Here is a 25,801-nt window from a genome sequence, read left to right on the forward strand (position 1 = left end):
GACACCCGGACGGGCCCGGCGGCAGCCCGCGGCGGCGGAACCCGGACGGCCCGGGCCCGGCACTAGCGGGAGGCCGGCAGGACTGCGGAGACCTTGAAGCCGCCCTCGTCCGTCGGCCCGGACACGAACACCCCGCCGAGCCCGAGCACCCGCTCCCGCATCCCGACCAGGCCGTTGCCCCCGCTGGGCAGACCGGGCTCGACCCCGTCCGCCCCGCAGGGCCCGTTCTGGACCTGCATGGCGACCTCGCCCTCCCGGTGCGCGAGCCGTACGACGACCCGCGCACCCGGAGCGTGCTTGTGGCAGTTGGTCAGCGCCTCCTGCACCACCCGGTAGGCGGTCTGCTCCACCTCCGCCGGGTACCGCTCCCCCTCGCCGTGCACGACCATCTCGACGTTCATCCCGGCCGCTCGGGACTGTCCGACCAGCGCCTCCAGCTCGGCGAGGCGGGGCCCGTCCTCGAAACCCCCCGCGAGCGCCGGCGCCGCCTGCGGGGCCTGCCCGCGGACCGCCGGCCGGGGCTCGGGCCCCGGTGACCCGGCCCGCAGCACGCCGAGCATCTCGCGCAGCTCGGTGAGGGCCTGCCGGCCCATGTCGCCGACCAGCGCGGCGTTCCGCACGGCCTTGCCGGGGTCCTTCTCGGCCACCGCCTGGAGCGCCGCCGCGTGGACCACCATCAGCGACACCCGGTGCGCGACGACGTCGTGCATCTCGCGCGCGATCCGCGTGCGCTCCTCCGTACGCGCCCACTCGGCCCGCTCCTCGGCCCGGTCGGCAAGCAGCGACAGCTCCCGTTCCAGGGAGTCGGCGCGCTCCTGGAGGCTCTCCATCAGCCGTCGCCGGGCCCCCACGTACAGCCCGAGCAGCACCGGCGGCACGGTCAGCGCCACCGCCATGAACGCGGACAGCACCACGACGAGCAGCCCGTCGGCCTCCACGTCGCCGCGGGTGCGCAGGTACGTCACCACGAAGGTCGCGGCGAGCGACATCGAGCCCAGCGTCACCGTGACCCGGCGGGGCACCTCGCAGGCGGCGAGGGTGTAGAGGCCCACCACCCCGAGCACGAAGCCCATCATGGCCGGGGCGATGCCGATGCCGACGAGCACCACCGCCACCGGCCACCGCCGCCGCAGCAGGAGCGTGGCCCCCACCACGACTCCGAACGACACGCCCAGGGCCGCCGGGATCCCCGCCTCCCGGGCGAAGGACACCCCCTCCAGCCCGCACTCGGCGGCGGACACCGCGGCGAGCCCCACGTCCAGGAGGGCGGACCTCCGCCGCTCCCACCACCAGGGCCCGTCGCGGCCCGTCCCATCGCACTCTTCCCCCGTACCGGTCATGCCGTCCAGCGTACGGGCGGCCCGTGCGGCGACCCCGGACATATCCGGGCGCGAGTACCGTCGCGGGGAGGGCGGGTGGTACGGCATAGTAGGGACGGCCAGCTTGATCGGCAGCGCAGAAAGTCCGATTCGATCGGGTTTCCATCCCCTGTGGTGTAATTGGCAGCACTGAGGCTTTTGGTGCCTTATGTTCGGGTTCGAGTCCTGACAGGGGAGCTCAGCACGGGGAGCTCACAGCACGCGGGTCCTGACCTCCGGTCGGGGCCCTTTCGCATGTCCGCCCCCGGGAGTCCCCAGAACAGGGGCACTTCGGCACCGGTATCCTTCCTGGGTCCACCCCCGAAGCCGAAGGGCACACCCGTGAGCGCAACCCGCCCGGCAGCCGTCGTCGTACTCGCAGCGGGTGAAGGCACCCGCATGAAGTCGGCCACCCCCAAGGTCCTGCACGAGATCTGCGGGCGCTCGCTCGTCGGTCACGTGGTCGCCGCCTCCCGCGAGCTGGACCCCGCGCACCTCGTGGTCGTCGTCGGCCACGCGCGCGAGCAGGTCACCGCACACCTCGCCGGGATCGACGCCGACGTGCGCACCGCGGTCCAGCACGAGCAGAACGGCACCGGGCACGCCGTCCGGATGGCCCTCGAAGAGCTCGGCGGACCGGTCGACGGCACCGTGATCGTGGTCTGCGGCGACACCCCGCTGCTGACCGGCGAGACCCTCGCGCAGCTCGCCGCCACCCACGGGGCCGACGGCAACGCCGTCACCGTGCTGACCGCCGAGGTCCCGGACTCCACCGGCTACGGCCGCATCGTCCGCGACCCGGCCACCGGCGCCGTGACCGCCATCGTCGAGCACAAGGACGCCACCGACGCGCAGCGCGCGATCCGGGAGATCAACTCCGGGGTCTTCGCCTTCGACGGGCGCCTCCTCGCGGACGCGCTCGGCAAGGTCCGCACGGACAACAGCCAGGGCGAGGAGTACCTCACCGACGTGCTCGGCATCCTGCGCGAGGCGGGCCACCGCGTCGGCGCGGCGGTCGGCACGGACCACCGCCAGATCCTCGGCATCAACAACCGGGTCCAGCTGGCCGAGGCCCGCGCGCTGCTGAACGCGCGCCTGCTGGAGCGGGCCATGCTCGCGGGCGTGACGGTCGTCGACCCCGCCGGCACCTTCGTGGACGCGACGGTGACCTTCGGGCAGGACGCCCTGATCCACCCGGGCACCCAGCTGCTGGGCGTCACGCACATCGCCGAGGGGGCCGAGGTCGGCCCGAACACCCGGCTCAAGGACACCCGCGTGGGCATGGGCGCCCGTGTGGACAACACCGTGGCGGACGGCGCCGTGATCGGGGAGCAGGCGAGCGTCGGCCCCTTCGCGTACCTGCGGCCCGGCACGAACCTCGGCCCCAAGGCCAAGGCCGGCACGTACGTCGAGATGAAGAACGCGACGATCGGCGAGGGCACCAAGGTGCCCCACCTGTCGTACGTGGGCGACGCGACGATCGGCGAGTACACGAACATCGGCGCCGCCAGCGTGTTCGTGAACTACGACGGTGAACACAAGCACCACACCACCGTCGGCTCACACTGCAAGACGGGTTCCGACAACATGTTTGTGGCTCCCGTCACCATCGGGGACGGCGCCTACACGGCCGCCGGCTCGGTGATCACCAAGGACGTGCCGCCCGGCGCCCTGGCCGTGGCCCGTGGCCAGCAGCGGAATATCGAGGGCTGGGTGGCCCGCAAGCGCCCCGGCAGCGCGGCCGCGACGGCCGCGCAGTCGACCGGCGAGCAGGACTCCGGTCGCCCGTGAGGTGAACTGACCGGAAACGGGTACGCCCTGGACGGCGTACCGTGATAGGTGCACGCAATTCGGCTGGCTCACCGTGTGCGGGACGGACGCACACGGGGGCGAGCAGCTTTCCACACGTCTGAGGAGACAGTGCTGTGACCGGGATCAAGACGACCGGCGAGAAGAAGCTGATGCTCTTCTCCGGCCGCGCCCACCCCGAGCTGGCCGAGGAGGTCGCGCACCAGCTGGGGGTCGGCCTCGTGCCGACCAAGGCTTTCGACTTCGCGAACGGTGAGATCTACGTCCGCTTCCAGGAGTCGGCTCGTGGCGCGGACTGCTTCCTGATCCAGAGCCACACGGCTCCGATCAACAAGTGGATCATGGAGCAGCTGATCATGATCGACGCGCTGAAGCGCGCGTCGGCACGCTCCATCACCGTGATCGTCCCGTCCTACGGCTACGCCCGTCAGGACAAGAAGCACAAGGGCCGCGAGCCCATCTCGGCCCGCCTGGTCGCGGACCTGCTGAAGACCGCGGGCGCCGACCGCATCCTCACGGTCGACCTGCACACCGACCAGATCCAGGGCTTCTTCGACGGCCCGGTCGACCACCTGTCCGCCCTCAACGTCCTCGCGGACTACGTGGGCGCCAAGGTGGACCGCACCAAGCTGACGATCGTCTCCCCGGACGCCGGCCGCGTGCGTGTGGCCGACCGCTGGTGCGACCGCCTGGACGCGCCGCTGGCCATCGTGCACAAGCGCCGCGACAAGGACGTCGCCAACCAGGTGACCGTCCACGAGGTCGTCGGTGAGGTCAAGGGCCGCGTCTGCGTCCTGGTCGACGACATGATCGACACCGGCGGCACCATCTGCGCCGCGGCCGACGCGCTCTTCGCGCACGGCGCCGAGGACGTCATCGTGACGGCCACGCACGGCATCCTGTCGGGCCCGGCCGCCGACCGCCTGAAGAACTCCAAGGTCAGCGAGTTCGTCTTCACGAACACCCTCCCGGACCCCTCGGACCTGGAGCTCGACAAGATCACGGTGCTCTCCATCGCCCCGATGATCGCCCGCGCGGTGCGCGAGGTCTTCGAGGACGGTTCGGTCACCAGCCTCTTCGAAGAGCAGCAGTAACACCCGGCTGACACCGGGCAGAGATCCTTTTGGGCGCGGCCTCCCGCGCCGGGTACACTCCTTGAGTTGCTCGGCGAGGGAGGCCGTTCCCGTATTCCGGGGCGGACACTCCGTTATCGACGCGCTCTTCGTAGCAGGCCGTTCCGGCCGGGTGACCCAGTCCGTTCTTCCGTCACCCCACGAGGAGTGAGCATGTCCGAGGTCAAGCTTTCCGCCCAGCTCCGCGACACCTTCGGCAAGGGCTCCGCCCGCCAGGCCCGTCGCGACGCCATGGTCCCCGGTGTCATCTACGGCCACGGCCAGACCCCGAAGCACGTCAACGTCGAGGCCCACGGCCTGCAGCTGGCGCTCCGCACCCCGAACGTCCTGCTCTCCCTGGACATCGCGGGCGACGGCACCGAGCTGGTCATCCCGAAGGCCGTGCAGAAGCACCCGCTGAAGCGCTCCATCTCCCACGTCGACTTCCTGATCGTCAAGAAGGGCGAGAAGGTCACCGTCGACGTCGCGATCGTCACCGAGGGCGACCTGGCCGCCGGCGGCAACATGCTGGAGACCCTCCAGAACACCATCTCCGTCGAGGCCGAGGCCACCCACATCCCGACCGAGGTCACCGTCTCGATCGCGGGCCTGGAGGCCGGCGCCACCATCCACGCCAAGGACCTGGTCCTGCCCGCCGGCACCGTCCTGGCCGTCGACGGCGACATCGCCGTCCTGCAGGTCGTCGCCCCGCAGGCCGAGGAGCCGGCCGCCGAGGCCGCCGAGGGCACCGAGGCCTGAGCCTCGCCCCACCCCCTCAGCAGTTGCTGACCGACCGCCGTCCGGCTCCACTGGAGCGGGACGGCGGTCGTCTTCGTTCCAGGCACTTAAGGAGCTTTTGATGTCGGACGACGCGGCGCCCTGGCTGATCGTCGGTCTCGGGAACCCCGGACCGGAGTACGCCGGCAACCGCCACAACATCGGCTTCATGGTGGCCGACCTGCTGGCCGAGCGGATCGGCGGCAGGTTCAAGGCGCACAAGGCCCGCGCCCAGGTCGTCGAGGGCCGCATCGGCCCGCCGGGACCGGCCAACCGCCGGATCGTACTCGCCAAGCCGATGTCGTTCATGAACCTGTCGGGCGGCCCCGTCACAGCCCTGCGCGACTTCTACAAGGTGCCGCTGGAGAAGATCGTCGCGGTCCACGACGAACTGGACATCGACTACCCGACGCTGCGCCTGAAGCTCGGCGGCGGGGACAACGGCCACAACGGCCTGAAGTCGATGACGAAGGCGATGGGCCCGGACTACCACCGCGTGCGCTGCGGCATCGGCCGCCCGCCCGGCCGCATGCAGGTCGCGGACTTCGTCCTGAAGGACTTCTCCTCGACCGAGCGCAAGGAGCTGGACTGGTTCGTGGACCGGTCCGCCGACGCCGTGGAGTGCCTGATCCAGGAAGGCCTGGAGCGGGCGCAGTCGACGTACAACTCCTGACCCGCGTACGAGGAAGCCCCCGCCGTCGGCGGGGGCTTCCGTGCGTGCGGGGCGGGGCCGGGTCAGGGGTCAGCCGGTGTTGCGCAGACCGGCCGCCACGCCGTTGACGGTGAGCAGCAGGGCGCGGGCCAGCAGCGGGTCCGCCGCCTCGCCACGGGCGGCCGCGGCACGCTGGCGGGCCAGCAGGGACACCTGGAGGTAGGAGATCGGGTCCAGGTAGGCGTCGCGGACGGCGAAGGTCTGCTGGAGCACCGGCTGGGAGTCCAGCAGCCTCTGCCCGCCGGTGATCCGCAGGACCTCGCGGACGGTCAGCTCGTGCTCGGCCTCGATCCGGGCGAACACGTGCTTGAGGTCGTCCGGGACGAGCGTGTCGACGTAGTGGCGGGCGATCCGCAGGTCCGTCTTGGCCAGCGTCATCTCGACGTTGGAGAGGAAGTTGCGGAAGAAGTGCCAGCGCTCGCCCATCTCGGTGAGGGCCGCGTCCTGACCGGACTCGCGCAGGGCCTTCAGGCCGGAGCCGACGCCGTACCAGCCGGGGACGATCTGACGGGACTGGGTCCAGCCGAACACCCACGGGATGGCCCGCAGTCCGTCCAGGCCCGCCCCCGAGTCGGGGCGGCGGGAGGGCCGGGAGCCCAGGTGCAGGTCGGCGAGCTGGTCGACCGGGGTGGCCGCGAAGAAGTACGCGGGCAGGTCCGGGTCCTCGACGAGCTCCCGGTACGCGGCGTGCGCGGCGTCCGAGACGATGTCCATGGCCGCGTCCCAGCGGGTCAGGGCGTCGTCGGACTGGCGGGGCGCGGTGTGCAGGGCGGAGGCCTGGAGGGTGGCCGCGACGGTCAGCTCCAGGTTCTCGCGGGCCAGCGAGGGGACGAGGTACTTGTCGGAGATGACCTCGCCCTGCTCGGTGACCTTGATCTCGCCCTCCAGGGTGCCCCAGGGCTGGGCGAGGATCGCGTCGTGCGAGGGGCCGCCGCCCCGGCCGACGGTGCCGCCGCGGCCGTGGAAGAGGCGCAGGCGCACCCCGTAGCGGTGCGCGACGTCGCGCAGCCGGCGCTGGGCGCGGTGGATCTCCCACTGGGAGGTGGTGATGCCGCCGAACTTGGAGGAGTCGGAGTACCCGAGCATGACCTCCTGGACGTCGCCGCGCAGCGAGACGAGACGGCGGTAGGAGGGGTCGGCCAGCATCTCGTCGAGGATGACGTCGGCGGCGCGCAGCTCGTCGGTGGTCTCCAGGAGCGGCACGATGCCGATCTTGGCCCAGCCGGCGTGCAGGTCGATGAGCCCGGCCTCGCGGGCGAGGACCGCGGCGGCGAAGACGTCGTCGGCGCCCTGGCACATCGAGATGATGTACGACTCGATGACCTCGGGGCCGAACTTCTCGAAGGCGTCCTTGATGGCGCCGAAGACACCGAGGGTCTTGGCGCCGGCGGCGTCGAGCGGGGCCGGGGTGGGGGCGAGCGGGCGGCGCGAGCGCAGTTCCTTGGCGAGGAGCTTCTGCCGGTAGTCGCGCGGCATGTCGGCGTAGCGCCAGGACTCCTCGCCGAGGCGGTCGAAGAGCTGGCCGAGCGCGTGGTGGTGCGCGTCCGCGTGCTCGCGCACGTCCATGGTGGCGAGCTGGAGGCCGAAGGCGGCCAGGGTGCGGATGGTGCGGTCCATGCGGCCGTCGGCGAAGAGCGCGCCGCGGTGTTCGCGCAGGGAGGTCTGGATGAGGGTGAGGTCGGTGAGCAGCTCGGCGGTGCCGAGGTAGTCGCGGCCCTCCTCGTGGGGGATGCCCTTGGCGAGGCGCTCGCGGGTGTTGAGGAGCTTCTGGCGCACGCAGGTGGCCTTGAGGCGGTACGGCTCCTCGGCGTTCAGCCGCTTGTAACGGGGGCTGATCTCCGGGAGGCGCTCCAGGTCGGCCTGCAGGGAGGTCAGGAGTTCCTCGGTGGCGCCGGTGTAGCGGATGGAGTTCGAGAGCAGGCCGCGCAGGAAGTCGACCAGTTCGAGGGCGTCGGTGATGCCGTGCTCGTGCTGGAGGATCAGGACGTCGCGGGTGACCTCGGGGGTGACGTTCGGGTTGCCGTCGCGGTCGCCGCCGATCCAGGTGCCGAAGGTGAGCGGGCGGGTGCCGGCGGGCAGCTCGACGCCGACGCGCTGGAGCTCGGCGGCGAGGTCCTCCAGGACGTCGCCGACGGCGCCGGCGTGCAGCTCGTCGAGGTAGTAGATGGCGTTGCGGGCCTCGTCGGCGGGCTCGGGTCGCACGACGCGCAGTTCGTCGGTCTGCCACACGAGGTCGATGTTCTCGGCGAGCCGCAGGTCGTGGCGGCGGCGCTCGCCGGCGCCGGAGACGGGCTCCTCCAGCAGGGCGGCGATGCGGCGCAGCTTGTTCAGGACGCTGCGGCGGGCGGCCTCGGTGGGGTGCGCGGTGAAGACGGGCCGGACGTTGAGGTTGCGGACCGTCTCGCGCAGGTGCTCGGGGTCGGCGTCCTTGAGCATGTCGGCGGTGCGCGCGAGGAGGCCGCCTTCGGCCGCGCGGTGGGCGCGCAGTTCCTTGCCGCGGTGCACCTGCTCGGTGATGTTGGCGAGGTGGAAGTAGGTGGAGAAGGCGCGCACCAGCTTGGCGGCGGTCTCCAGGTCGGTCTCGCCGAGCAGCTCCGCAGCGGCTTCGCCGTCGGTGCGCGTCAGGGCGCGTACTTGTTCGACGAGGTCGAGGAGGTCCTGGCCCTCCTGGCGTACGAGGGTCTCCCCCAGGAGGTCGCCGAGGCGTCGGATGTCCGCGCGCAGCTCGGCGTTCGCGGTCTCCGCGGAGGTGCGGGTGGCGGGGGCCTGGGCGGCCTGGTCAGCACTGCTCACAGGTGCGGCTCCTTGCAGTGTTCGAGCGCTACTGGGCTGTGGGCTCCCCGGGGGGCGCGCGGTGATGGTGCCTACCGATGCACCGGTGCGCAGCCCGGGCTGCCCGTGCGGACCGCGCTGTCCGACGACACCAGGATAGGTGGCGCGTACTTGTGCCCCGGCAGCGCCGCCACCGCGCCGCCGCCGCGCCGCCGCGCGCGGGGGCGGGAGGCGGGGAGGTGTGGTGTGCTCCCTTGCCCTGCCGGGGAGCTTTGCCATACTTACGATGCCGTAGGTTACGGGTCCGTAGGGTCCGTTCCGGCGGCCCTGCCGACTCCTCACCCCCCAGGGGAACCCCCATGACGATCGGTCCCGATCTGATCGAGGACGCGCCCGCGTCCTCCACTGACTCAGCTGACGCGGTGTCCGCGACGCGCGGCGGTGAGCAGAAGCGGTCGGTGGAGCAGATCGCGCTGCTGCTGTTCATCACCGTGCCCTTCCTGGCCCTGCTGGCGGCGGTGCCGCTGGCCTGGGGCCGGGGGGTGAGCCGGCTGGACCTCGGCCTGATGGTGTTCATGTACTTCCTGACCTGCCACGGCATCACCATCGGCTTCCACCGTTACTTCACGCACGGGTCCTTCAAGGCGAAGCGGCCGTTGCGGATCGCGCTGGCGGTCATGGGGTCGATGGCGGTCGAGGGGCCGCTGGTGCGCTGGGTGGCGGACCACCGCAAGCACCACCGCTACTCCGACCACGAGGGCGACCCGCATTCGCCGTGGCGGTTCGGCGAGACGGTGCCGGCGCTGATGAAAGGTCTGTGGTGGGCGCACATCGGCTGGCTCTTCGACGAGGAGCAGACCGACCAGCAGAAGTACGCCCCGGACCTGATCAAGGACCCGGCGATCCGGCGGATCTCGCGTGACTTCGTGCTGTGGACGGTGGTGTCGCTGGCGATCCCGCCGCTGGTGGGCGGTCTGGTGACGATGTCCTGGTGGGGTGCGTTCACGGCCTTCTTCTGGGGCTCGCTGGTGCGCGTGGCGCTGCTGCACCACGTGACGTGGTCGATCAACTCGATCTGTCATGCGATGGGCAAGCGGCCGTTCCGCTCCCGCGACCGCAGCGGCAACGTGTGGTGGCTCGCGGTGCTGTCCTGCGGGGAGTCGTGGCACAACCTGCACCACGCCGACCCGACCTCGGCCCGGCACGGTGTCCTGCGCGGCCAGGTCGATTCCAGCGCGCGGCTGATCCGCTGGTTCGAGCGGCTGGGCTGGGCCTCGGACGTGCGCTGGCCGTCGGGCGGGCGCATCGACGCCCGGCGCAAGGAAAAGACGACGAACGCGGCATGATGGGGGACGTGGCGATCGACGGCAGCAGTTCCAGCAACGACAAGCCCAGGCGAGGTCGCCGGGTCCGGATGACGGGTGCCGAACGGCGTCAGCAACTGCTGGACATCGGCCGCACCCTCTTCGCGGAGAAGGGCTTCGAGGGCACCTCGGTGGAGGAGATCGCGGCGAAGGCCGGGGTGTCCAAGCCGGTGGTGTACGAGCACTTCGGCGGCAAGGAGGGCCTCTACGCGGTGGTCGTGGACCGCGAGATGCGCCAGTTGCTGGACGGGGTGACGGGTGCACTGACGGCCGGGCACCCGCGGGAGCTGCTGGAGCAGGCGGCGTTCGCCCTGCTCGATTACATCGAGAACTACACGGACGGCTTCCGGATCCTGGTGCGGGACTCCCCCGTGGCGCAGTCGACGGGCACGTTCGCCTCGCTGATCAGCGACATCGCCACCCAGGTGGAGGACATCCTGGGGCTGGAGTTCAAGGCCCGGGGCTTCGATCCGAAGCTGGCCCCGCTCTACGCGCAGGCGCTGGTCGGGATGGTCGCGCTGACGGGGCAGTGGTGGCTGGAGACGCGGCGGCCGAAGAAGGCCGAGGTGGCGGCGCACCTGGTGAACCTGGCCTGGCACGGGCTGGAGAACCTGGAGGCCAGGCCCCGCCTGGTGGGCCACCGCAAGAACTGAGCACGGGGCCCCGCTCACGTGTGCGCGGGGTCCGGCTCCAGGAACTCCAGCCGGTTGCCGACCGGGTCCTCGGAGTAGAAGCGGCGGTGTCCCGGGAGGTGGTCGTCCCAGACCACCGCGGCCCCGCGCTCGCGCAGTCGGTGCGCGTAGGCCTCGATGCCGGTCACCCGCAGTCCGGGGTGGGCCTTGCGGGCGGGCCGGAAGTCCTCCTCGATCCCCAGGTGCAGCAGGACCGCCGCGGCGGCGAACCAGCAGCCCCCGCGCGCGGCGAGGACGGGCGGTTTGGGGACCTCCTCCATGCCCAGCACGTCCCGGTAGTAGGCGCGCAGCGCGTCCTCGGAGCCGGGGGGCGCGGCCAGCTGTACGTGGTCGACGGCGCTCAGCACGGTCAGGCCTGCCTGCGGGCGACGGCGAAGACGCGGCGGAACGGGAAGACGGTGCCGCGGGGGCCGGACGGGTAGGCCTCGCGCAGTGCCTCCCGGTACTCGGCCAGGAAGCGGTCGACGGCCGGCCGGTCGTCACCGAGGGCGGTGAGCACCGGCCGCAGCGCGGTGCCCTTGACCCAGTCGAGGACCGCGTCGGGTCCCTGGAGCAGCTGGTGGTAGGTGGTCTCCCACACGTCGGCGTCGCAGCCGAGCCCGGTGAGGCGGTCGAGGTACTCGCCGGGTTCGAGGACGTGGACGTGGCGCGCGCCGATTCCCCCGAGCCGGTCCCGCCACTGCGCGGTGTCGCACAGTTCGGCGAGCAGCCGGTGGCTGGGGGCGGTGAAGTTCCCGGGGACCTGGAAGGCGAAGGTGCCTCCGGGCCGCAGGCCGTTGATCCAGCGCGCGAAGGAGCCGGGGTGGCCCGGCACCCACTGCAGGGCGGCGTTGGAGACGATCAGGTCGTACGTCTTCTCCTCGGGCACCCAGTCGGTCAGGTCGCCGTGGCGGAAGTCGAGGCTGCCGCCGCCGGGTGTGGGTCCGGCGTACTCCTGTTCGGCGCGGCGCAGCATCTCCGGGGAGAGGTCGTAGCCCGTGATGCGGGCGTCGGGCCAGCGGCCGGTGAGCAGCGCGGTGACGTTGCCGGGGCCGCAGCCGAGGTCGGCGATGCGGGCGGGGGCGGCGGGGAGCCCGTCGACACGGGTGAGCAGGTCGAGGAAGGGCCGTGCGCGGTGGCCGGCGTGCCGGAGGTACTGGCGGGGGTCCCAGGTGGGTGTCGGTGGCGCGGCGTCCGCGGATGCGGCGTGACGGGCGTCCGGTGCGGTGTCGGAATGCATGTTCGAGCCTCCCTGCTGGTGGGCGGTCGGAGTCGGAAGCCGTTCCGGCCCCCTCCATGCCTCATGGTCGGTCCGATATATCTCGATGTCAAGATTCTCGATTTGAAGAGACTTCACATCGACAGACCCCTTACACTGATCGGCATGGAGGACGAGGTCGACCGACTGGTCGCGGCATGGCGGCGAGAGCGCCCTGACCTCGACGTGGAACCGCTCGAAGTGCTCAGCCGCGTCAGCCGGCTCGCGCGCCACCTCGACCGCGCCCGCAGGCTGGCCTTCTCCGAGCACGGCCTGGAGCCGTGGGAGTTCGACGTACTGACCTCACTGCGGCGCGCGGGCGCGCCCTACCAGCTCTCCCCCGGCCAGCTGCTGACGCAGACGCTGGTCACCTCGGGCACCATGACCAACCGCATCGACCGGCTCGCGAAGAAGGGCCTGGTCGAACGGCTGCCCGACCCCAGCGACCGGCGCGGGGTCCTGGTCCGGCTGACGCCCGAGGGGCGCGACCGCGCCGACCAGTCGCTCGCCGGGCTGCTGGCCCAGGAACGCGCGATCCTGGCCCAGCTCTCCACGGCCCAGCGCGGCGATCTCGCCGGGCTGCTACGCCAGCTGACCGCTCCGTTCGACAACATCCCCGGATAGTTCGGCGGGGCGCACCCCGGCCCGCCGCGCCAGCGCGACGGCGGCCAGCGTGGAGTGCACGCCGAGCTTGCCCAGCACGTTCTGCATGTGGGTGCGGACGGTGTGCGGGGAGAGGAACAGACGGGCGGCCACGTCCTTGCGGCCCAGCCCCGCCACCATGCAGCGCAGCACCTCGTGCTCGCGCGGGGTCAGGGACTCCACGAGGCGTTCGCTGTCGCTGCGGTGCTTGCGCGCCGCGGTCAGCTCCCGCAGCACCCCGGTGAGCAGCGCCGGCGGCAGGTGGGTCTCCTCGCGCAGCACCCCGCGGACGACGGCCAGCAGCCGTGAGAGGGAGCAGTCCTTGGCCACCCATCCGGACGCCCCCGCCTGGAGGGCGAGCGCGGCCCGGCGCGGGTCGTCGCGCTCGGCGAGGACCACGGTGCGCACCCCGGGGTGGGCCACGCGCACCCCCGCGACCAGGGCGATCCCGTCGGAGACGGGTGGCGGCGGGGCGGAGCCCGCCTCCCGCTGGGCGGGCACGGCGGCGCCGGCGGCGCCGAGGTCGGCGTCGACGAGCAGCACGTCGAAGCGGCGGCCCTCGGCCGCCGCGCGTTCGAGGCAGCGCGAGGCGGCGGCGCCGCTGCCGGCCGCGGACACGTCCACGTCCGGCTCGGCCGCGAGCGCGGCTGCCAGAGACTCGGCGAAGATGCGGTGGTCGTCGACCACCAGAACCCGGATACGGACCACAAAACCCCCAAGGGTCGGGGAACGGACGACTACGGGTACGGCGCCCGGACCGGGTGGCCCACTGCCGCCGCGGCCGCCGCCGCGACATCTGTGCACTACCCCGGACCGGACGCCGTACCCGGCGTGTCTCGACCCCTGAATCAACACCGGCCCCCACCGGTGTCACGCATCAGCGTAGAACGGGTCCCGTCCCGTGGTTGGCCGAATAGCGGAAGTTTTCCCAGGGATTTTCCCGTGGGAGGGTCCTCAACGGGGCGGCCGATGGCTTGAATTCACCTGTCCGCAAGGTCCTGGGGCGGATTTCCGACGGGGGTGTGCCACGGGCAGTTGCACGGGGGGCATTTCACCCCGCGTACGCACGCCTGGCGCCCGCGCGCGGCGCCCGCACGACGCGCCCCCACGACGCACGCACGCCCCCGCCCGGGGTGCGGGCGGGGGCGTGGGCGGGCGCGGTGGCTCCGGGCGGGTTGCGGCGCGGGGTGCGCCGCAGGCGTCAGGAACGCGTGGCGCGGGCGAAGTTCCAGGCGTCCGTCACGATGCGGGTGAGGTCCGAGCGGGTCGCGACCCAGCCGAGGCGCTCCTGCGCGGTGCGCGCGGAGGCGACCAGTACCGCCGGGTCGCCGGCCCGGCGCGGGCCGACCGTCTCGGGGATGTCCCGGCCGGTGACCTTGCGGACCGTCTCGATCACCTCGCGGACGGAGAACCCGCTGCCGTTGCCGAGGTTGCAGACCAGGTGCTCGCCCTCCGCCGCGACGCGCAACGCCGAGAGGTGGGCCTCCGCCAGGTCGGCCACGTGGATGTAGTCGCGCACGCAGGTGCCGTCCGGGGTGGGGTAGTCCTCGCCGAACACCGCGATGGACTCGCGCTCCCCCAGGGCCACCTGCAGGACCAGCGGGATCAGGTGCGTCTCCGGGTCGTGGCGCTCGCCGAACTCCCCGTAGGCGCCGGCCACGTTGAAGTAGCGCAGCGAGACGGCGGCGAGGCCGTGCGCCGCGCACTCCCCCGCGATCATGTGGTCGACGGCCAGCTTCGAGGCACCGTACGGGTTGGTCGGCGCGGTCGGGGAGGTCTCCGTCAGCAGCCCGTCCACGGGCTCCCCGTAGGTGGCCGCCGTGGAGGAGAAGATCAGGCGGCGCACCCCCGCCTCCCGCATCGCGGTCAGCAGGGCGAGGGTGCCGCCGACGTTGTTGTCCCAGTACTTGCCGGGGTTGACCACGGACTCGCCGACCTGCGAGGACGCCGCGAAGTGCAGCACCGCGTCGTAGGAGGCGTCCAGGTGCTCCGCGGCGTCCTGGATGCGGGCGTTGACCAGGGTCGCGCCCGCGGGGACCCCCTCGCCGAAGCCGGTGGAGAGGTCGTCGAGGACGGTGACCTCGTGGCCGGCCTCCAGGAGATGGGCGGCCACGACGCCGCCCACGTATCCCGCACCACCGGTGACCAGGTACTTGCTCACTCGCACTCCAACCTCTCGCGGACGCGCACGGGCGCGCGTGCACTGACTCTGAATTACCGGATTCCACGCTTCGGGGGAAATCGCCGTTCCGCCCGGCTCATCGCACGGCCGGGCCCTCCACCACGGACTCCGACGCGGGGAACACCGCGCGGTCCAGCAGCCCGGTACGGGCGGCCAGCGCGGCGGCCTCCAGCCGGGAGCCGACGCCCAGCTTCATCAGCACCCGCTGCACGTGCGTACGGGCGGTGCTGGGCGCGATGGCCATCCCCGCGGCGATCAGCCGGGTGTCCTCGCCCTCCGCGACCCGCACCAGCACCTCCACCTCCCGGGGCGTGAGCAGCCGCAGCAGCCGGCTGCCCTCGTCGTCGGGCTGGGCGGCGGGGTTGAGCAGCTCGGCGAAGGCCGCCTGGAGCAGCTGCGGGGAGACCGCGGCCTCTCCGGCCCGCGCCTTGGCCAGGGCCCGCTCCACGCCCTCGATGCGCTCGTCCTGGCGTACGTAGCCGCAGGCGCCGGAGGCGAACGCCGCGGCGATCCCCCGCGGGTTCGGCACCGGCCCGAGGACCACGACGGCGATCTGCGGGCGCTCCCGCCTGATCCGCGCGATGGGCTCGAAGACCCCGGGCTCGGCGGGGGTGGCGGTGCCGAACAGGCACACCTCCGGGGCGCGGCCGATGACCAGTTCGGCGGCACCCGCCGTCGGTGCGGCCGCCGCGAGCACCCGGTGCCCGCGCAGTTTCAGGGCCGAGGCGAGCGCCTCGGCCAGCAGCCGGTGCTCGTCGACCACCATGACCCGTACGCCCATCAAGGCTCCCACCCCAGATCCTTCTGACCCGGCAAGCTACACGCTTGTTCGACGGAGCGTGCCGGTTACCGCGAGAAGCCCCCGGAAGGATTGACCTTCCGGGGGCTTCGGTTCGCTTCGGTTCGCGTCAGTTCGCGACGAACGAGGCGAAGAGGTACTCCGGGTCGCCCTTGTCGGAGTAGGGCTTGCGCGCCATGGTGCGGGAGATGAAGAGGTGACCGTTGTGGTAGCGGTACTCCGAGTAGTCCATCGAGAAGCTCGTCTCGATGCGCTGGCTCGTCTTCTCCGCCGGGTTCTGCATCAGGAGGGTCTCCTTCATCGTCTTGCCGTCGATGCTGACGACCTGGCCGCCCCCGTCGTACGGCGGGACCTTGTAGGCGATGATGTTCGGACCGTCCATCCGCAGCGGGTACATGGTGTACCGCTCGCCCGCGTCGGCGCGGTCGGCCGTGGGCTTGCCGGTCTCCAGGTCGAAGGAGAGGATCTCGTTGGTGCGGCCGGCGGAGGTCGAGCCCTGGTGCTCGTACGAGGGCATGTACACCTTGCCGTTGCCGACGACCATGTTCGAGCACTGCTCGACCTCGGTGGCCGGGCACTTGGGCGCGTAGTTGCCGCCCGACAGCGCGATGTGGGACTTCAGCTGGCCGGCGTCGTCGACGACGAACAGGTCGCTGACGTTGGTCGCGTTCTTGGCGGTGTTGCCCACGTTGGCCGCGACGATGAGCGGCTTCGTGGAGATGATGCCCGCCCACTCGATGCCGGGCGAGAGCTTGTACGAGGCCTTCGGCGCGCCCGTGACGGGGTCGAGGGACTGCGCGAGCAGGGTCTGGTTCGGGATCCGGCCGCACTTGCGCAGCACGGCGAGGGCCTCGCCGCCCGCGTAGCCGAGGTCGTAGCAGCCCTCGCCGTCGACCTTCGGGGACCAGAGGGACTTGCCGTCGGCGAGGTTCCAGGCGGCGCCGCCGCTGAGACCTCCCGCGGCGACGGTCTGGCCGCTGAGGGTGACCTCGGTGAAGGCCACGGGCTTGTCACCGCCGGTGGTGGACTTGGCGGTGGCCGACCACACGAGCTTGCCGGTGTTCAGGTCGATGACGCCGACCTGGGTGCACTGGGGGTACTTGTTGGAGTCGCCGGCCTGGGCCTCCTGGAAGAGGATGGCCGTCTTGTTGTCGCTGATGTGCTTGGTGGCGCCGCAGATGTTGGCGGGGAGCGGGACTTCCCACTTCTTGCCGCCGTCGACGAGGTTGTAGCCGACCACCTTCGCGATGTCCGACTTGGCGTAGGTGCTGTCGGTCAGCCAGGATCCGTCGACGGAGACCACGTCGGCCGGAGCCGGGCTCGGCACGTTGACCAGCGTCTTCGACTTGGGGTTGGCCGGGCGGTTCTCCGCGGCGCCGCCCGCGGCCGCCGGGGGCTTGTTGCCGTCGGTGGCGCCGCCGGTGCCGTCGGCGGTCGGGTGGGTGCCGCCGCCGCCCTTGTCGTCGTCGCCGGAGAGGTACCAGAAGCCGCCGCCGATGATGAGGACCACGGCCAGCAGGGCCGCGCCGATGATCATCAGCTGGCTGCGCTGCGTACCGCCGCCACCCGTGGGCGGAGCGGTCTGCACCGGGGCCTGCACCGTGGCGGGCTGCTGCGGGTAGCCGTAGCCGGGCTGCGGCGGCTGCTGGGGCTGCGGGTATCCGTAACCGGGCTGCGGCGGCTGCTGGGCCTGCGGGTATCCGTAGCCCGGCTGCGGCGGGGCCTGCGGCTGCGGGGCGGTCGGCGGCTGGGCCGGCGGCTGCGGAACCGTCGGCGGCTGGGCCGGCGGGGGCGCGCCGAAGCCGCCGTTGGGCGGCTGGTGGGGCGGCGGCGGGGTGTTCGGGGTGCTCATCTGGGGTGCTACTGCCTCTCGGTGGGCGGCTCGGTGGACTCGTTCACTTGCCGAAGACCATCAGGAGCTTCTCGTCCTTGCCCTCGCCGTTCAGCATGGTCGTCGACAGGAAGAAACGGCCGCCCTCGTAGGACCGCTTCGCGAACAGGAAGGAGCCCTCGATCTTCGCGGCGGGTCCCGAGGGCAGGCTCAGGAGCACCTTGGGCTTGCCGTCGCCCGCCGCCAGCGAGACGATCTCGCCGGGCTCGTCCAGGGCGCCGGTCCGGTAGGCCGTCAGCTGCCCGTTCGCGGCCTTGAGCGGGATGTAGTTCCTCTTGTCCCCGGCCGCGGTGCGCCATTTGGCCTTGCCGCTGGCGAGGTCGAAGGCGACGATCTCGTTGTTGCTGCGCTCTTCGTTGCCCGTGCCCAGGTACAGGGTGTCGCCGTCGACGGCGCCGTCGCCGCAGTTCTGCAGGCCCTCGGAGGATCTGTAGCCGCCGCAGTTGAGGACGAAGTTGCCCGGGGCGGACATGCTGGCGCGCTTCTGGCCGTCGTTGCCGAGGGAGATGATGGCGCGCTGTTTGGTGTCGCGGTTCGACGCGTCGATGACGGTCGGGTTGACCGAGTACACGGCGCTGACGTCGTAGCCCTTGGGGAGCCGGTAGGACCAGGTCTTCTTGCCGGTCAGCGGGTCCGCGTCCTGGACCTCGACGGTGTGGTCCGCGTCCTCGCAGGTGGCGACGCCGATCAGCTTGCCGTTGCCGGCGGCGTAGGCGCCGGGCCGGCAGCCCTCGGGGCCGGAGCCGGAGAAGAGCCGCTCGCCGGTGCTGAGCCGGTAGGCGGCGGTGCCGCCCATCCGGCTGACGACGAGGGTGTCGCCGGTGAAGGCGAGCGTGGCGTCGCCCGCCGTGTCGAAGAAGCCTTCCTTCTGGACCTGCTTCGTCCAGACCTCCTTGCCCGCCTTGAGGTCGACCAGCTTCATCTGGTCGCAGGTCGCGGTGGAGCCCTCGCCGTCCCTGACGACGACGACCGTTTTGCCGTCGGGGGTCGTCTGGCCGGTGAGTCCGCAGATCTCGGTGCGGACGTCCAGCTTCCACTTCTCCTTGCCGTCGGTCACCGCATAGCCGACGAAGCTCTTGTCGACGGTCTTGACGACAGTGTCGCCGACCACCCACTGGCCCTTCGTCGGGATGCCGGCACCGGGGCCCTGGAGCGAGGAGGTCTTGAGCCACAGGACCTTGTCCTCGCCGGACTTGCGGCCCGCGTTGAGGTCGCTCCGGTCGGAGCCGCCGTTGCCGGAGCCGTCGCCCTCGTCCACGGACGGGGAGCCCGAGGGCTTCGGGTCGGCGGGCGTGGAGCCCTGCGCGACCGGCTTCTTCGGGTCCGCGCCGTCGCTCCCCGCGAAGGCGAACCAGGCGCCCGTACCGAGGACGAGCACGCCCGCGACGGCCGCGGCGATCACGACCGTCGTCCGCCGTCCGCGGGCCGGGCCGCCGGGGACCGCCGGGGCGGGGTACGCGACGGTGGGCGCGCCGGGCGGCGGGAATCCGTAGCCCCCCTGAGGGACCGTGGGGGGCTGCTGCGGCTGCGGCTGCTGCTGCTGGGCGTACGGGTTCGCGCCCTGCGGCGGCTGTCCGTAACCCTGCTGGGGCGGGCCCGGCAGATGGCCGTAACCGGACGGTGTCGGCGGCTGGTTCGGCGGCTGGGGCGGCTCGGTCATCAGCACATACCTTCGGCGTCAGGCGGTGGGAATCTGCGGGTCGGGGGTCACGGGGCGGGAAGAACCGACTCTTTCTATCACCCGTGGCCGACATGCGACGGGCCGGTTCGACCCCTGTTCCCAAGGTCGGACCGGCCCGTGACTCCGCCGTTATCAGGCCGCTTGACGCCCCCCGGGGGCGTCTTCTCAGGCCTCCTCGGCCAGTTCCAGCCAGCGCATCTCCAAGTCGTCCCGCTCGGAGATCAGTTCGCGCAGCTCCGCGTCGAGCTTGGCCACCTTGTCGTAGTCGGTGGAGTGCTCGGCGATCTGCGCGTGCAGGTTCGACTCGCGGTCCGACATCTTGTTGAGCTGGCGCTCGATCTTCTGGAGCTCCTTCTTCGCAGCGCGCGAGTCGCCCGAGGCGGAGGACTTGGCGGCGGCCGCCGGGACGGGCGCCGGAGCGGCCGCCTCGATCATCCGCTGCCGGCGCTCCAGGTACTCGTCGAGGCCGCGCGGCAGCATCCGCAGGCTGGCGTCGCCCAGCAGCGCCATCACCGTGTCGGTGGTCCGCTCGACGAAGAACCGGTCGTGGGAGATCACGATCATCGAGCCGGGCCAGCCGTCGAGGAGGTCCTCCAGCTGGGTCAGCGTCTCGATGTCGAGGTCGTTGGTGGGCTCGTCGAGGAAGAGGACGTTGGGCTCGTCCATCAGCAGCCGCAGGATCTGCAGCCGGCGCCGCTCACCACCGGAGAGGTCGCCGACGGGCGTCCACTGCTTCTCCTTGGTGAAGCCGAACTGCTCGCACAGCTGACCCGCCGTCATCTCGCGGCCCTTGCCCAGGTCCACGCGGTCACGGACGCGCTGCACGGCCTCCAGGACGCGCAGCGACGGGTCGAGTTCGCCGACCTCCTGGGAGAGGTAGGCCAGCCTGACCGTCTTGCCGACGGCGATGCTGCCGGCCGCGGGCTGCACCTCGCCCTGCGTGCGGGCGGCCTCGGCGAGGGCGCGCAGCAGGGAGGTCTTGCCGGCGCCGTTGACACCGACGAGGCCGACGCGGTCGCCGGGTCCCAGGTGCCAGGTGAGGTGCTTGAGCAGGACCTTGGGGCCGGCCTGGACGGACACGTCCTCCAGGTCGAAGACGGTCTTGCCCAGGCGGGCGTTGGCGAAGCGCATCAGCTCCGAGGTGTCGCGCGGCGGCGGCACGTCGGCGATCAGCTCGTTGGCGGCCTCGATGCGGTAGCGCGGCTTCGAGGTGCGCGCGGGGGCGCCGCGGCGCAGCCAGGCCAGCTCCTTGCGCATCAGGTTCTGCCGCTTCTGCTCCTCGGTGGCGGCGATGCGTTCGCGCTCGGCGCGGGCGAAGACGTAGTCGCTGTAGCCGCCCTCGTACTCGCGGACCTCACCGCGCTGCACGTCCCACATGCGGGTGCAGACCTGGTCGAGGAACCAGCGGTCGTGGGTGACGCACACGAGCGCGGAGCGGCGCTCCTGGAGGTGCTTGGCCAGCCAGGAGATGCCCTCGACGTCGAGGTGGTTGGTGGGCTCGTCGAGGACGAGGAGTTCCTGGTCGGCGATGAGCAGCTTGGCGAGCGCGATGCGGCGGCGCTCACCGCCGGAGAGGGGGCCGATGACGGTGTCGAGGCCCTGGCCGAAGCCCGGCAGGTCGAGCCCGCCGAAGAGCCCGGTCAGCACGTCGCGGATCTTGGCGTTGCCGGCCCACTCGTGGTCGGCCATGTCGCGGATGATCTCGTGCCTGATCGTGGCGGCGGGGTCGAGGGAGTCGTGCTGGGTGAGCACGCCCATGCGCAGGCCGCTGTTCTGGGTGACCCGGCCGGTGTCGGGCTCCTCCAGCTTGGCGAGCATCCGGATGAGGGTGGTCTTGCCGTCGCCGTTGCGGCCCACGACACCGATCCGGTCCCCCTCGGACACGCCGAGGGAGATGCCGTCGAGCAGGGTACGGGTGCCGTACACCTTGCTGACTGCCTCGACATTGACCAGATTGACGGCCATCAGACGCGCTCCAGGGAAGGGGTGTGGATCAGCCCCTCAGCCTAACCCTCCGGGCCGACCCCGACCGTTCCACCAGGAAGGCGCCCCCGACGGCCATGCCGATGGCGGCGGGCGCGGTGACCGGAAGGGCGATCAGGACGGCGCTGTGGCCCTGGAGGAGACCGCCGAGGCCGGTCATGGACAGGCCCAGGATCCCCAGCAGGCACAGGGTGATCCCGGCGGCGGCGACGGGTCCGCTGCCGGGGCCTTCGTCGCGGACGGCGCCGCGGGCGCTCGCGCCCGGGGCCTCGAAACGGCGGAAGCAGGCCACGAGGAGGGCGGTCAGGGCCACGGCGAGCAGGATCCGCACCGGCACCTGCGCCCACCAGGCGCCGGTGGCCGGCTCCGGGAGGGCCATGCCGAGCAGGAGCTGGGCCGCGTACACGCCGAGCATGGCGGTGAGGTGCCACAGGAAGGCGGTCATGGCGACCCCGTTGGCGGCGACGACCCCGTGCCAGACGCGCGGCCGGGCCAGCCAGGCGCCGGCGGGGCGGGCGAGCAGCTGGACCGCGCCGACCAGCCACATGCCGTGGCAGAGCAGGGCGAGGGTGGGCGGGGCCATGTTGGACACCTTCTCGCCGGGCATCCCGACCATGGACAGCGGGTACGGCCCGAACGCCACCAGCAGTACGGCGCCGGCCAGTCCGGCGGCCCCGAGGACGGCGGGCCGGGTGATCCGGCCGTCGGCACGCAGGAAGCCGAGCTGGTGCACGGCCAGCCAGACGAGGGCGAAGTTCAGGAACTCCACGTACGGGACCCCGAGCGCGAAGCGCAGTACGTCGACCAGCGCGGCCGCCCCGGCGAGCGCGGCGAACGCGGCCCAGCCGTGGCGGGCGTGCAGCCTCAGCAGCGGCGGGGTGAGGGCGACCATGGCGAGGTAGATCCCGATGAACCACAGCGGCTGCGTGACCGTGCGCAGCGCGGCGCCGGTCAGCCGGCCGCCACCGTGCCCGGCGAGCTGCACGGCCAGCGCGAGGACGGCCCAGACCAGGACGAACACCAGGGTGGGCCGCAGCAGCCGCCGCAGGCGGGCGCGCAGGAAGACGGCGTACCCGGGCCGGCCGGGGTACCTGCGCTCCAGCGACCGGTAGGACAGGGCATGGGAGAAGCCGCCTACGAAGAAGAACACCGGCATGACCTGGAGGGCCCAGGTGAGGACCTGGAGCGGGGGGACGAGGGCGAGCAGGTTCCCCATGCCGTCCCCGCTGACCGCGGCCATGAGCCAGTGGCCGAGCACCACGGTGGCGAGGGAGGCGACCCGGAGGAGGTCGACGTAGCGGTCCCGGGCGGTGGGGGTGGCCGCGGCCATGGCGCGCGCGCTGACTGTCATGCCCACACGGTCCCGCGCGCCGCCGGGCCGCCGACAGGGCGCGGATACTCATCCGCGCCCTGAGTAGCCGCCCGTCAGGCGGGAACCACCGTCGCGCCGGGGGCCGGGGACGCGGTGATCCGGGTGGCCCTGCAGGTGCCGGACGCTTCGAGGGCCGCGGCGACCTTCCCGGCGGACTCCGGACCGCGGACCAGGAAGGCGGTGGTGGGCCCGGAGCCCGACACCAGCCCGGCCAGCGCCCCCGCGTCGGCGCCCGCCGCGAGAGTGGCGGCCAGCTGCGGGCGCAGCGAGAGCGCCGCCGGCTGGAGGTCGTTGACCAGGGCCGCGGCGAGCGCGTCCGGGTCGCCGGAGGCGAGCGCGGCGAGCAGTACCGGGGAGGCCCGCGGGACGGGTACGTCGACGCCCTCGGTCAGCCGGTCGAACTCGCGGAACACCGCCGGGGTGGACAGGCCCCCGTGCGCGACGGCGAACACCCAGTGGAAGGTCCCCGCCCCGACGGGGGTCAGCACCTCGCCGCGTCCGGTGCCGAGCGCGGCGCCGCCCACCAGGCTGAAGGGGACGTCGCTGCCCAGCTCCGCGCAGAGGGCGAGGAGGTCCTCGCGCGGGGTGTCCAGGCCCCAGAGCGCGTCGCAGGCCAGCAGGGCCGCCGCGCCGTCCGCGCTGCCGCCGGCCATGCCGCCGGCGACGGGGATGTTCTTGGCGATGTGGAGGTGCACGTCCGGGGAGATCCCGGCGCGGGCGGCGAGGACCTCTGCGGCGCGCGCCGCGAGGTTCGTGCGGTCCAGGGGGACCTGGTCGGCGTCCGGGCCGGCGCAGGTCACCCGCAGCGCGTCGGCCGGGGTCGCCGTCACCTCGTCGAAGAGGGAGACGGCCAGGAAGACGCTGGCCAGGTCGTGGAAGCCGTCGGGGCGGGCCGCGCCCACCGCCAGCTGGACGTTGACCTTCGCGGGGACCCGTACGGTCACCCCCGCGCCGGAGCCCGCCGTGGGGGCGGTGCCCGCCGCGCCGACGCCCGCCGTGGGGGCGGTGCCCGTCGTGCGGGCGCTCACAGCGCGGGCCTCTCGGCGGCGGGCTTGTGCTCGGCGATCGCCGCGAACTCCTCCACGGTGAGGGACTCGCCGCGGGCCAGCGGCGGGACCCCGGCGGCGACCAGCGCCGCCTCGGCGCCCGCGGCCGACCCGGCCCAGCCCGCGAGGGCGGCGCGCAGGCCCTTGCGGCGCTGCGCGAAGGCGGCGTCGACGACCGCGAAGACCTCCGCCTTGGTGGCGGTGGTCTTCACCGGCTCGGCGCGGCGCACGAGGGAGACGAGTCCGGAGTCGACGTTCGGCGCGGGCCAGAAGACGTTGCGGCCGATGGACCCGGCCCGCTTGACGTCCGCGTACCAGTTGGCCTTGACCGAGGGGACGCCGTAGACCTTGTTGCCGGGGCGGGCGGCGAGCCGGTCGGCGACCTCCGCCTGGACCATGACGAGGGTCCGCTCGATCGTCGGGAAGCGGTCGAGCATCGTCAGCAGCACCGGGACGGCCACGTTGTACGGCAGGTTCGCGACGAGGGCGGTCGGTGCCGGCCCGGGCAGCTCGGTCACCAGCATCGCGTCGGAGTGGACCAGCGCGAAACGGTCCTTCTTCCGCGGCATCCGCGCCTCGATGGTGGCGGGCAGCGCGGCGGCCAGGATGTCGTCGATCTCGACGGCGACCACCCGGTCGGCGGCCTCCAGCAGGGCGAGCGTCAGCGAGCCGAGACCGGGGCCGACCTCGACGACCACGTCGTCCGGGCGCACCTCGGCGGTGCGGACGATCCGGCGCACCGTGTTGGCGTCGATGACGAAGTTCTGCCCCTTCTGCTTCGTCGGGCGTACGCCGAGGACCTCGGCCAGCTCTCGGATGTCGGCCGGGCCGAGGAGGGCGTCGGAAGGGGTGGCGGGGGGCTGCTGCTCTGCGGTGCTCACCGGTAAAGCGTCTCAGATCGGCCGGGTGATCCCGAGCCGGACCGGGTGTCCGCTCCGCGGTGGCGGTCCCGCCGTGGAGGGGCGGGGCGCGCGTGGGGGCGGAACCCGGCTCCCGCGACGGCTCCCCGCGGCCCGAGGACGGGTTGGCGCGGGCCGGCCGGGACAGAGCATTGTCGACAAAGCGACACCGGCCGGGGGTCGCTTCGACGACGGAAGTCAGTGGGTGAGCCTTCGCCCGCAGTGGGGCCAGGGACTCGCCCCCCGCTGCACGTAGAGCTTCTTCGCCCGGTACGTCTGTTCGCTGCCCGGGGCGTCCTGGGGGCGGCCGCTGCCGCCGAGGGCGTGCCAGGTCTGTACGTCGAACTGGTAGAGGCCGCCGTAGGTCCCCGAGGCGTCGGTGGCGGAGGCGCGGCCCCCGGACTCGCACTGGGCCAGGGCGTCCCAGTCCAGGTCGTCGGCGCCGGCCACGGAGGCGGGCAGCGGCTTCGTGCCGACCTTGACGAGCTGGCCGACCGGCTCCCGCACGACCTCCTCGGCGATCCTGCGGGGCTCCTGGCGGACACCGTTGACGGTGCGGAGCCCGTACGTGACGCGGCGCGCGCCGGGCCGGCCCGCGCGCTCGACGACCTCGGTGCCCGCGAAGAGGGTGTCGTCCTCGACGCGCTCGGTCTCGTACGGGATGCGCTCCTCGCGGACCTCGCGGGTGCCGGTGATGCGGAGCACGGTGACGGTCTGTCCGTCGCGGGGGAAGGAGTCGGGGGGCACGGAGGTGGTGTCCTCCCCGCGCAGGGTGATGCCGGCCTGGTCCAGGGCCTCCTGGACGGTGGCGGCGTTGGTGCGGATGGTGCGTTCGCGGCCGTCGGCCATGAAGGTGACGCCGCGTTCGGTGCGGACGCCCAGGGTGAGGCCGGAGCGGGGGACGGGCGCGGTGCGGGGGGCGGAGAGGTAGGCGCCCTCGACGCGGACGCCGAGCTGGCGCAGGGCGCCCTCGACGGTGGCGGAGGTCGTCCACACCTCGCGGCTGTGACCGTCGAGGGTGAGCCGGAGGGGCCGGCCGTAGCGGACGACGACCTGCTCGCCGTCGTCGAGGGCTGATCCCCTCCCGGGGGCGACGAGGTCGTGCGGGCCGACGCCGAGGCCCTCGGCGTCGAGGAGGTCGTCGACGCTGCCGGCGAAGGTGTGCAGGGTGCGGGGGACTCCGTCGACGGTGAGGCGGACGGCTTTGTCGGCGGCGACGAAGGCGGTGGTGCCGCCCGCGAGGAAGGCGACGACCAGTGCCTGCGGCACGATGCGCCGCCAGTTGTCGCGGGCCGCGGCGGCGCTGCCGACGACCGTGCCGCGACGGCGCCGGCCGGACGGGGTGACCCAGGGGGCGTCCGGGGCGACGGCCGCCGCCCCGGGGGCCCCCCGCGCCCCCCCCCCGGTTCGCACTTCACAACTCTTAACAGCATTAAACAATTGGGTTGGTGGTTGGGGGGGGGGGGGGGGGTT

The 25,801-nt window shown here is 72.6% G+C and carries 21 protein-coding genes and 1 tRNA gene; 8 read left to right on the plus strand and 14 right to left on the minus strand.

Annotated features, from left to right (window positions below; genetic code table 11):
- Positions 1-62: 62 nt before the first annotated feature.
- The gene (locus ACEPPI_RS24665; RefSeq protein WP_373917443.1) at positions 63-1,340 is read right to left on the minus strand and encodes a sensor histidine kinase; all 1,278 of its coding nucleotides are present in this window, start codon (positions 1,338-1,340) and stop codon (positions 63-65) included.
- A gap of 144 nt (positions 1,341-1,484) precedes the next feature.
- Between ACEPPI_RS24665 and ACEPPI_RS24670 the strand changes: the two genes are divergently transcribed.
- From ACEPPI_RS24670 to pth, 5 genes are all read left to right on the plus strand, one after another.
- Positions 1,485-1,556 (plus strand) — tRNA-Gln (locus tag ACEPPI_RS24670).
- A gap of 144 nt (positions 1,557-1,700) precedes the next feature.
- On the plus strand, positions 1,701-3,149 hold the full coding sequence (gene glmU, locus ACEPPI_RS24675; RefSeq protein ID WP_373917444.1) for a bifunctional UDP-N-acetylglucosamine diphosphorylase/glucosamine-1-phosphate N-acetyltransferase GlmU: 1,449 nt from the start codon (positions 1,701-1,703) through the stop codon (positions 3,147-3,149).
- A gap of 134 nt (positions 3,150-3,283) precedes the next feature.
- Complete coding sequence (locus ACEPPI_RS24680) at positions 3,284-4,261, plus strand: ribose-phosphate diphosphokinase (RefSeq protein WP_030716976.1); 978 nt, start codon at positions 3,284-3,286, stop codon at positions 4,259-4,261.
- Positions 4,262-4,453: 192 nt separating this feature from the next.
- Positions 4,454-5,038: a 50S ribosomal protein L25/general stress protein Ctc gene (locus ACEPPI_RS24685; RefSeq protein WP_373917445.1), complete on the plus strand. Its 585-nt coding sequence runs from the start codon at positions 4,454-4,456 to the stop codon at positions 5,036-5,038.
- A 100-nt stretch (positions 5,039-5,138) separates the two neighbouring features.
- Positions 5,139-5,729, plus strand: a complete 591-nt coding sequence (pth, locus tag ACEPPI_RS24690) for an aminoacyl-tRNA hydrolase (protein WP_266839504.1) — start codon at positions 5,139-5,141, stop codon at positions 5,727-5,729.
- 69 nt (positions 5,730-5,798) lie between these two features.
- Here the strand turns inward: pth and ppc are convergent, their stop codons facing one another.
- Positions 5,799-8,561 carry a phosphoenolpyruvate carboxylase gene (ppc, locus tag ACEPPI_RS24695; protein ID WP_373917446.1) on the minus strand — a complete coding sequence of 921 codons (2,763 nt, stop codon included), beginning with the start codon at positions 8,559-8,561 and terminating at the stop codon, positions 5,799-5,801.
- A 338-nt stretch (positions 8,562-8,899) separates the two neighbouring features.
- Between ppc and ACEPPI_RS24700 the strand changes: the two genes are divergently transcribed.
- Positions 8,900-9,886, plus strand: a complete 987-nt coding sequence (locus tag ACEPPI_RS24700; protein ID WP_373917447.1) for an acyl-CoA desaturase — start codon at positions 8,900-8,902, stop codon at positions 9,884-9,886.
- Positions 9,883-10,557 carry a TetR/AcrR family transcriptional regulator gene (locus ACEPPI_RS24705; RefSeq protein WP_030231935.1) on the plus strand — a complete coding sequence of 225 codons (675 nt, stop codon included), beginning with the start codon at positions 9,883-9,885 and terminating at the stop codon, positions 10,555-10,557. Before ACEPPI_RS24700 ends, ACEPPI_RS24705 begins: the two co-directional genes overlap by 4 nt.
- A gap of 14 nt (positions 10,558-10,571) precedes the next feature.
- Here ACEPPI_RS24705 and ACEPPI_RS24710 read toward each other — a convergent pair whose 3' ends face one another.
- Positions 10,572-10,943: a VOC family protein gene (locus ACEPPI_RS24710; protein ID WP_373917448.1), complete on the minus strand. Its 372-nt coding sequence runs from the start codon at positions 10,941-10,943 to the stop codon at positions 10,572-10,574.
- 2 nt (positions 10,944-10,945) lie between these two features.
- On the minus strand, positions 10,946-11,815 hold the full coding sequence (locus ACEPPI_RS24715) for a trans-aconitate 2-methyltransferase (protein WP_373917449.1): 870 nt from the start codon (positions 11,813-11,815) through the stop codon (positions 10,946-10,948).
- A 144-nt stretch (positions 11,816-11,959) separates the two neighbouring features.
- On the opposite strand from ACEPPI_RS24715, the gene ACEPPI_RS24720 reads away from it, so the two are divergent.
- The gene (locus ACEPPI_RS24720) at positions 11,960-12,457 is read left to right on the plus strand and encodes a MarR family winged helix-turn-helix transcriptional regulator (RefSeq protein ID WP_030231940.1); all 498 of its coding nucleotides are present in this window, start codon (positions 11,960-11,962) and stop codon (positions 12,455-12,457) included.
- On the opposite strand, the gene ACEPPI_RS24725 is transcribed toward ACEPPI_RS24720, so the two are convergent.
- From ACEPPI_RS24725 to ACEPPI_RS24770, 10 genes are all read right to left on the minus strand, one after another.
- A complete protein-coding gene (locus tag ACEPPI_RS24725) occupies positions 12,416-13,183 on the minus strand; it encodes a LuxR C-terminal-related transcriptional regulator (protein WP_373917450.1) in 768 nt (255 codons plus the stop codon). The two genes, ACEPPI_RS24720 and ACEPPI_RS24725, sit on opposite strands and share 42 nt — an antisense overlap.
- Positions 13,184-13,676: 493 nt before the next feature.
- Positions 13,677-14,636, minus strand: a complete 960-nt coding sequence (galE, locus tag ACEPPI_RS24730; RefSeq protein WP_373917451.1) for a UDP-glucose 4-epimerase GalE — start codon at positions 14,634-14,636, stop codon at positions 13,677-13,679.
- 97 nt (positions 14,637-14,733) lie between these two features.
- Entirely contained in the window at positions 14,734-15,438 is a 705-nt protein-coding gene (locus tag ACEPPI_RS24735) for a LuxR C-terminal-related transcriptional regulator (protein ID WP_373917458.1), read from the minus strand.
- 127 nt (positions 15,439-15,565) lie between these two features.
- Entirely contained in the window at positions 15,566-17,308 is a 1,743-nt protein-coding gene (locus tag ACEPPI_RS24740) for a PQQ-binding-like beta-propeller repeat protein (RefSeq protein ID WP_373917452.1), read from the minus strand.
- A gap of 43 nt (positions 17,309-17,351) precedes the next feature.
- A complete protein-coding gene (locus tag ACEPPI_RS24745) occupies positions 17,352-19,007 on the minus strand; it encodes a hypothetical protein (RefSeq protein ID WP_373917453.1) in 1,656 nt (551 codons plus the stop codon).
- A gap of 186 nt (positions 19,008-19,193) precedes the next feature.
- Positions 19,194-20,993, minus strand: a complete 1,800-nt coding sequence (locus tag ACEPPI_RS24750) for an ABC-F family ATP-binding cassette domain-containing protein (protein ID WP_373917454.1) — start codon at positions 20,991-20,993, stop codon at positions 19,194-19,196.
- A 28-nt stretch (positions 20,994-21,021) separates the two neighbouring features.
- Entirely contained in the window at positions 21,022-22,362 is a 1,341-nt protein-coding gene (locus ACEPPI_RS24755) for an acyltransferase (RefSeq protein WP_373917455.1), read from the minus strand.
- 74 nt (positions 22,363-22,436) lie between these two features.
- Positions 22,437-23,327: a 4-(cytidine 5'-diphospho)-2-C-methyl-D-erythritol kinase gene (locus ACEPPI_RS24760; RefSeq protein WP_373917459.1), complete on the minus strand. Its 891-nt coding sequence runs from the start codon at positions 23,325-23,327 to the stop codon at positions 22,437-22,439.
- Positions 23,328-23,407: 80 nt separating this feature from the next.
- Positions 23,408-24,310, minus strand: a complete 903-nt coding sequence (rsmA, locus tag ACEPPI_RS24765) for a 16S rRNA (adenine(1518)-N(6)/adenine(1519)-N(6))-dimethyltransferase RsmA (RefSeq protein ID WP_373917456.1) — start codon at positions 24,308-24,310, stop codon at positions 23,408-23,410.
- 216 nt (positions 24,311-24,526) lie between these two features.
- Positions 24,527-25,741 (minus strand): ubiquitin-like domain-containing protein, encoded by a 1,215-nt coding sequence (locus ACEPPI_RS24770; RefSeq protein WP_373917457.1) that lies wholly within the window; start codon positions 25,739-25,741, stop codon positions 24,527-24,529.
- Positions 25,742-25,801 lie beyond the last annotated feature (60 nt).

This window comes from Streptomyces sp. AB3(2024) (assembly GCF_041862025.1).
In the GTDB taxonomy this organism is placed as follows: Bacteria; Actinomycetota; Actinomycetes; order Streptomycetales; family Streptomycetaceae; genus Streptomyces.